This window comes from Fulvivirga sp., from assembly GCF_040220315.1.
In the GTDB taxonomy this organism is placed as follows: domain Bacteria; phylum Bacteroidota; class Bacteroidia; order Cytophagales; family Cyclobacteriaceae; genus Fulvivirga.
In genome coordinates, this window is record NZ_JAVJUY010000376.1 from 1 (window position 1) to 7,691 (window position 7,691).

6 protein-coding genes are annotated in these 7,691 nt (G+C 38.4%); 1 reads left to right on the forward strand and 5 read right to left on the reverse strand.

The window, feature by feature from the left end; genetic code table 11:
• The 4 genes from RLO81_RS19465 to RLO81_RS19480 form a co-directional block, all read right to left on the reverse strand.
• On the reverse strand, window positions 1–2,166 hold a 2,166-nt coding region (locus RLO81_RS19465), incomplete at its 3' end, for a PD-(D/E)XK nuclease family protein (RefSeq protein ID WP_350115810.1).
• A gap of 96 nt (window positions 2,167–2,262) precedes the next feature.
• A complete protein-coding gene (locus RLO81_RS19470; RefSeq protein ID WP_350115813.1) occupies window positions 2,263–2,679 on the reverse strand; it encodes a putative toxin-antitoxin system toxin component, PIN family in 417 nt (138 codons plus the stop codon).
• The gene (locus tag RLO81_RS19475) at window positions 2,663–2,881 is read right to left on the reverse strand and encodes a hypothetical protein (RefSeq protein WP_350115816.1); all 219 of its coding nucleotides are present in this window, start codon (window positions 2,879–2,881) and stop codon (window positions 2,663–2,665) included. The genes RLO81_RS19470 and RLO81_RS19475 overlap by 17 nt, the downstream gene beginning before the upstream one ends.
• A gap of 83 nt (window positions 2,882–2,964) precedes the next feature.
• The gene (locus tag RLO81_RS19480) at window positions 2,965–6,111 is read right to left on the reverse strand and encodes a UvrD-helicase domain-containing protein (protein ID WP_350115819.1); all 3,147 of its coding nucleotides are present in this window, start codon (window positions 6,109–6,111) and stop codon (window positions 2,965–2,967) included.
• 129 nt (window positions 6,112–6,240) lie between these two features.
• Between RLO81_RS19480 and RLO81_RS19485 the strand changes: the two genes are divergently transcribed.
• A complete protein-coding gene (locus RLO81_RS19485; protein WP_350115822.1) occupies window positions 6,241–6,768 on the forward strand; it encodes a hypothetical protein in 528 nt (175 codons plus the stop codon).
• Window positions 6,769–6,813: 45 nt separating this feature from the next.
• Here RLO81_RS19485 and RLO81_RS19490 read toward each other — a convergent pair.
• Window positions 6,814–7,691, reverse strand: an 878-nt coding sequence (locus RLO81_RS19490) for an NAD(P)-dependent alcohol dehydrogenase (RefSeq protein WP_350115825.1), incomplete at its 5' end; no start/stop codon positions are given.

Below are 7,691 nucleotides of genomic sequence, written 5' to 3' on the forward strand. Positions count from 1 at the left end.
AACTATATCTCTTTTCTCTCTTTTCTTAAAATCTTTGTAGAGAATTTCCATCGTGTTATGGAGAATGTTTCCAAACACGGCAGCATCCATCTCCTCCTGTACCTCATCCGCCTCATAGAGTTTGGCTACATACTTAAAGTAAAATTTTAGTCGGCAAGTGAGGTAGGTAATCAAGGCTGAAGGCGTAATCCTGGGAGGTTTATCCTCTTTATTCAGTGTTGTAAACCGCTCCATTCGTTTAAGTATTTCAGGCGTTTTCTGAATGGTTATAGCTTGTAAGGTTTGTGTCTTCACCGGATTTGACAAGAGCTTTCGTTCAATAGTGTGATTAGATTCTACTTCCAGTTGTCGTACAAAGCGGCTAATCTCACCATTGATATTAAACTCAGAAACAGTGTTATAATAAAAATGCACCTCATTGGCGCGTTGTAGCAATCTGTAAAACAGATAGGCATACATAGCATCATTATTCTCAAATACGGGCAAATCAAAGGCTTTGCGAATATTATACGGCACAAACGATCCTCTTCTGGGCTGGGCTGGCCAGCTACCTTCATTCATATTCAGGACATACACCCTGTCAAAATCCAGGTTTCGAGTTTCTAATATCCCCATCACCTGCAATCCGTCTAACGGCTCACCTGTAAATGGTACTTTAAAGCTTCTGGCGAGTCGTTTGAAAAGTGCAGTAAAGAATTCATAATTCAAGGTTTCGGCTTTATCACCAATCATCTTTTCCAGCTGCTGCATCTGCTCATAAAACCGGCTTACAAACTCTACTTCCAGCTCTCGATCTTTCTCCTGCCAGGAATCATACAAGCCCTTTAATATTGTAATAAGATATTGTAGAGGGTTATCTGCTTTATGAAATATCTGCTGCATCAGAGGCTCTTGAAAATCAAAATTCTCAACTGGCAGCATAATTCTATTTTTACCCTTGATTTCACCCAACAACTCCAATGCTTTTTCCCCCTCTAAAGAGTGTAGCAGTGGATGCAACAACAATTCCTGTACAGGCCTGTGATAGAAACTCACTCCTTTGGTCTGACTTTCCTTTCTTAGTCGCTGTAGATCAAGTGCACTTTCCAACAAACTGTAAACGGAAGTATCCTTGATCGGATAACCCATGGTAATGTTCACCTTTTCAATCTCATCTGGGATGCTGTGCAGTACCGGAAACATCATATGTTCCTGCGGCAGCACCACTACCGACTTGCTAGGATCAAAATCTGGTTCCTTAGCTATTCTTGCCAGCTCTTCACCCAATGCCTTAGCCTGACCTACTTCTAACGAAACACCTGTGGCTGTCATCTGCTTTTCAGATGCTATCAGTTCAGGAGCTTCTTTAGGAAATGACCTGCCCAGCAAGATGTCCTTGGCATACGTTCTTAAAAACGTGCCTGCTTCTTGCTGTGGCGAATTGAAATAATAAGCATCTACATCCCAAACAATCTCAGCAGCACACTCACGAACAAAATATTTAAAAATAACTTCTTCTGTTTTTGTCAGTGCATTGAAACCGGCAAAGTAGACCTTAAATTTTGTTTTGATTTTTTCCTCTTCTAGTCTTTCAGCAATATCCCGATAGATCATCCCGCCAAAGCCCCTGCCCTGTTGTCGGAGCCTTTTTTTGAAACCTTCGTACAAAGGCAATAGTATTCTCCATGTTTCCAGGAAGAGCTTTTGTGTTTGTGTGGTGTCAGGCAAAAAGCTACTCCAGAAGGATTGGATGATGGCCTTATCCTCCTCATCTAAAAAGTAAAAAGCCTCATCTAATTCTTTTTGGGTTTTGATACCTGTGAAGAGGTGCTTAGTATCCACCATATATTGGTCGATCTCCTCAAAGTCGCGCAAGATCATTTCACCCCAGAAGAAGAACCGATCGAAGGTCTCGTTCTTATTCTGTATCTCTTTGTACACCTCATATAGCTCAAAGATGGCCTCCAGTGTTTCGATCTTTTCAAGATCGCTGAACTGCATCAGATAATCTTCAAGACTATATACCTCTGGCATAAACACCGGCTGATCGATAAGTTTGGCAAGCTCCATTCGGAAGAAGAGACCAGCCCTGCGGTTCGGAAAAATGACGATAACATTCTCCAAAGCCTCATTTTCAGCTTTTACTTTCTCTGCTATTTCCGCAATGAATGTTTTGTGTTTTGTCAATGTTTTCTGGTTACTGGTTGCTGGTAGCTGGTTGCTAGTTAATTGCCACCCTCCACATTTACAATATACTTACCGGATAATTACAAAAACGCATAATTATTGGATGATTGAAAGGTATTGAGTAACTGTTACAATCTTCGTTTTTTCAATTGCACGTAATTCCAAAAGATCTTTATAGCCTGTTAGTATAAAATCTGCTGATGCATCAAGAGCTAGTGAAAGTAAAAAATTATCTTTTGGGTCTCTGCACCTGTCCACTTCACTTACCACCTTAATAAAATCAGCTTTAATGTCTATTAAATTCAAAAGATCTACCACATCTTTCTTTGAAAAATACTTTTGAAGTTTAGGTCTGGAAACTACCTCTAGGAATTCATCAAGTAGTTCTTGACAAAAAATCAATCTGACTCTTTTAGAGAAAATATGCTTATCCAGACTGGATAATTCTTTAGATATGAGGAAGTGAATCCAAAGATTTGTATCGATTATAATACGCTCAGGACTTTTTGCCATACCTGTTTGATCTCACTTTTTCTACCTCTTGGGTAATTTCATCAAGTGAAGGCCTTGCTTCTGATTTGTCTCTTAGTCTGGCAACGATTTGTTTAAGACTCTTCACATTATCTTTCTGTATAGATATTAGATTTAATGCTTCGAGATCTTCAAGAAGTTTTCTGGCTTTAGGATTTAAAATATCAATTCGAATTGTATCCATATATCAAAAATAACGAAATTCTAATTCATTCTGTTTTAACATAGTTTATCAATTGATTATTCTCACTTAATGCAACTTATTAATTAACCAATCTCTACATTTACTATTCGCTGATCTTCCAAATACAACAGCATACCTTTGACTGGTAATGCTACCATCTGCCCAATGATTCTCATATATTCCTTCATTTGTGTTATGTCCTTATCTCTTGGTGTTCCTGTTTTATAATCAATCAGCATCACCTCCTTATCATTACTATTCATTCGATCAATTCTTCTCTGCTCTCCATTTGGAAGGAGCACAGGAACTTCAGTTTTTACTTGCCAGCTTTCGCTGAAATAGTGAGCAAGAGTACTTACTGTTTTTGCTAAATGCTCAGCATGTTCCTTTTTATTAAACTTTTCGAGATCATTTTCATAATGGATCTCACTTAGCATCTCGTGCATTCTAATTCCAAATGCCTTAGCATCATCAAATTGTTCTTCCTTCTGTGCAGCAGCATCACGCATCTGTAAATGAACTTTACTGCGCCAATTATGCGAGGTGTAGTCATTCAACTGAACCTCAGCATTGACTGTATCTTTTTTTGTAGGAGTCGGAAGTTTGCCAAGGGTATAAGTAGTATTCTCTTCATTCCAGCCTGATTCTGATTTAACCAGTTTCATCATCAGATCATTAATCCTATTGAGGGTGTCCTTTGCAGGTAAAGGACTTGCCATGTAGAGTACAGCCTCTGGGCGAGTCATGGCTACATAAAGGATATTTAAATTATCTAGTAGATTTTTCAGCTTCTCACGATGGTAATCATTGGCCCAATAAGTCTTTTCCAAGGCTGAAGTATATTTCAGCGGAACCACCGGCATTTGGTTGAATGGTGCTTTGTCTACCGACTCGCACCAAAGAATATTATCAGCAGCTCTATTTTGAACGTCTAGGGACCAACTCAAAAAAGGAATGATTACCACAGGAAATTCCAGTCCTTTAGACTTATGGATGGTTAAAATTTTGGCTGCATTATTATCATCCGAAATGATGATTGATCTACTCTTGCGAATATCTTCCCACCAAACCAGAAACGAGGCAATATCTCCACGTTCATTTTTTGAATATTCTAGCACAGCATCCTGAAAACCCTGCAAGTAGGTGTACTCTTCTTTGATCTTAGACAAACTGAAGATTCTACACAGCTCTTCAACCAATTCATACAAAGGAAGTGATTTAAGCTGATTTCTATTTTTAACAAACTCTTCAGGGACATTTTTGTCCCAGTTTTCAAGATTCAAATAAAGCTCGCTTTCGTTCTCACGATTGCTTACCACATATTTTTGATAGGTACTATACCAATGCGCTAATTCAATGACATTCTTTTCATCATGTAGCCATTTAATCACCGAAATGATAAATTGTACCACATGACTAGCAGTAAGAAACAATGCCTCTTTACTCACTACATCATATTTCAAATCGGGCTTGGCTAGCACTGAATTGCTGCGTTCTATAAATGCTCTTGCCACATCTTTTCCTTCTCTTGATGTTCTTGTCAATATGGCGATATCCCTTAACTCATAACCAGCCTGCTGAAGCTGTTCTACTTTTGCAATGGTATATTCAATGGCCAACTCCCTGTACTTTTCATCAGCCTCCTTTTCTACTTCTAAAAAGCTTAATTCCACCAGACCTTGATCTTTTGGCTTATGAGCAGGAAGTTTTTGAAATGATTCATTGAAACTAGAAAGCACCTCATTCATTAACAGATCTATCTCCTCTGATGCATTAGGAAGATAATTTTGCTGCATCAAGGGTTTAAGTCGATCAAATATATCATTATTGAAATCAATGATATTAGCTGAGCTACGCCAGTTAGTATCCAGGTTCTGCTCGTTAGTCATTACCTCGCCAATATCATATTTCACCTGATGTTGTAAGAGCTTCCAATCGCCACCACGAAAGCGGTAGATGGATTGCTTGGCATCACCTACTACCATACAAAACTGTCCCTGATCAGTCGCGTTCTTTACCAAAGGCTTAAAATTGTTCCATTGGTACGAAGAAGTATCCTGAAATTCATCAATCAGATAATGATCAAAACGTGAACCTACTTTTTCGTAAATAAATGGGGTATCACTATCTGAAATGATTTTATTCAGGAAATCGGGCAAATCTGAAATGAGCATTACCTCGTTCTCATCACGGTAAATCTGTAGATAGCGATTGATATAGCTGAGTATACCGAAAGTGTAGAAGTATCGTTTTACCTCAATCGCTGATTGGTATTCAATGAAATTGTTATCGAAATAGTTAATAATCTCATTGTGCAAAGGAATGAGTTCATTTTCAGCCACTTGCTTCAAAGCTTCTTCATCGGTCTTACCTACCCATTCATTAATATCGTCTATTGCCTTTCTGTTGGTAGCAGTTATACTATAATCCTGATTAAGAACTTTAACGAACAGTTTGGCAACACTTCTTGATCTTCCCTTAAAACTCTCTGGTGTTAAGCCATGGGATTCCATTTTTGAAAGAGCAATTCTACCAATATCCGCAAGCTGATTTTCAAAGTTGAATTGAACAGCATCAATCGCCTTTTTAATTTCTATCAGCTGTTTTGGAGAGCTTGCTACATCATTGATTTTATCAGAAATCGCTTTGAAGTCATCTTTCAGCACTTCTTTGGCCAGCTTACTAATATCTTTCCTGAAATCCCAGTTAGTGCCTTCTTCTACTTTTTCCTCTGCAAATTGCGTAAGCCAGCTTTTAATCTCCTGATGCTCATCCTCACCTATTTCAGACAGCATACGGTCGATAACCTCCTGCATTACCTTATCGGTATCCAGATCAATAGTAAAGGTACCTTGCAGGCCCATCTCCCTTGCGAATGACCTGATTACCTGATGGAAAAAACTATCAATAGTTACTACTGAAAACCGACTATAATTATGAAGAATTTCTGAAAGAACGTCCGCGGCTCTTTGTTTTAAAACAGGCTCATCGATTTCTAATTCATCTGAAAGTTCTTTAGCTAGCATTGGCTCCTTCCCTTCCTTTAGCTGCGTTAAGAATTTGATGATACGCTGCTTCATTTCCTCGGTGGCCTTATTTGTAAAGGTTACGCCTAGTATTCTTCTAAATCTATTCTTTCCTGCAAGTGCCAGTTTTAGATATGATTTGGCCAGAGTATAAGTCTTACCAGAACCAGCCGAAGAGCGATAGATAAGGAAGGGTTGTTCCATACTTGTCAAATCTACCTAAAGCGATTTAAGCATGGAATGCAAACGAGAGAAAATTCTTCATGCAAATGGTTGGGTTACTATTTGGTTAAAATGGGTATCTTTGATTAGTATTCAATTAAAAATAGAAAAATGAAATTTAAATTATTATTTATTCTGCTAGCAGTATTGGCTATGTCTTGTAGCGAAGATGATGTGAAAGAGGCTCTTGACCAAAATGAAACAATCACTATTGATGAGTCTATTTTGGTAGATCTTGATGAAAATAGTCCGACTGAATTCAGTGCCGTAAGAGACTTTGATGCATCGTTAGCAGGATTTACGCTAAAAGATGTGACCATTCAAAGTTTCGTATTTGAAATCACTAGTTATACTGGCGATGCAGCAGTTGGTGATATAACAATAGAGAATGCTTCATTAACATTTGTAGGTACGAACCCTGAAGTAAGTGTTAATATAAGTTCATTTAACGTTGCTGATGCATTTGGCCAGCCTCAGGAATTAAAAGATGCACTCGATGCAACTGCAATTTCTGCGATCAAGGCTAAAATTTTAGCGGATGAAGAAATAACTATTGATATGTCAGCCAGTGTTGACAAAGTACCTGCCAATTTTGAAGTGACTTTGACTTTTGTACTGAATGTGACTGCAGGTATTTAAGAAATTGTAATTGTTAACTAAAAAAGCCCCTTTTGGGGCTTTTTTTTATTCCTTCAACGATTTCATGTCGATCACAAATCGATACTTCACATCCGCTTTCATTACTCGCTCGAAAGCCTCATTGATATCTTGCATATTAATCATTTCAATATCACAAACGATATTATGCTTACCGCAGAAATCGAGCATTTCTTGGGTTTCTTTAATACCACCAATCAGAGAGCCTGCAATATTTCTACGTTTTAAAATCACTAATCCGCCATGCATCGGTTCTAATGGCTCTATAGCTCCTACCATGCACAAAGTAGCATCTCGCTTTAACAGACCCACGTATGGGTTCAGGTCATGTTTAACAGGAATAGTGTTTAACAGAAAATCAAATGAACTCGCATGAGCTTTCATCTCGTCTGCATTTTTAGAAATTAATACTTCATGTGCACCCAATTCTTTGGCCGTATCCCTTTTTGATTCTGATGAAGTAATCATTACCACATTTGCACCTAATGCATTGGCAAACTTAACTCCCATATGCCCTAATCCACCAAGACCTATAACCCCCACTTTATCTCCTTTTTTAACATTCCAATGCCTCAATGGTGACCATGTAGTGATTCCTGCACAAAGCAATGGTGCTGCTGCTTTCGGATCTATATTTTCAGGTACTTTAAGAACAAAGTCTTTATCAACTACGATTGTCTCAGAATATCCGCCAAACGTATGTCCGCCTAAATGTTTGTCCGGTCCATTATAGGTCCCTACCATTCCATTTTCGCAGTATTGCTCTAAATCTTCTTGACAGGATGCACAGGTTCTACAGCTATCTACGAGACAACCAACTCCTACCAAGTCCCCCATTTTATAATTCGCTACATCTTTTCCAACTTCCAACACTCTGCCAATTATTTCATGCCCCGGCACTGAGG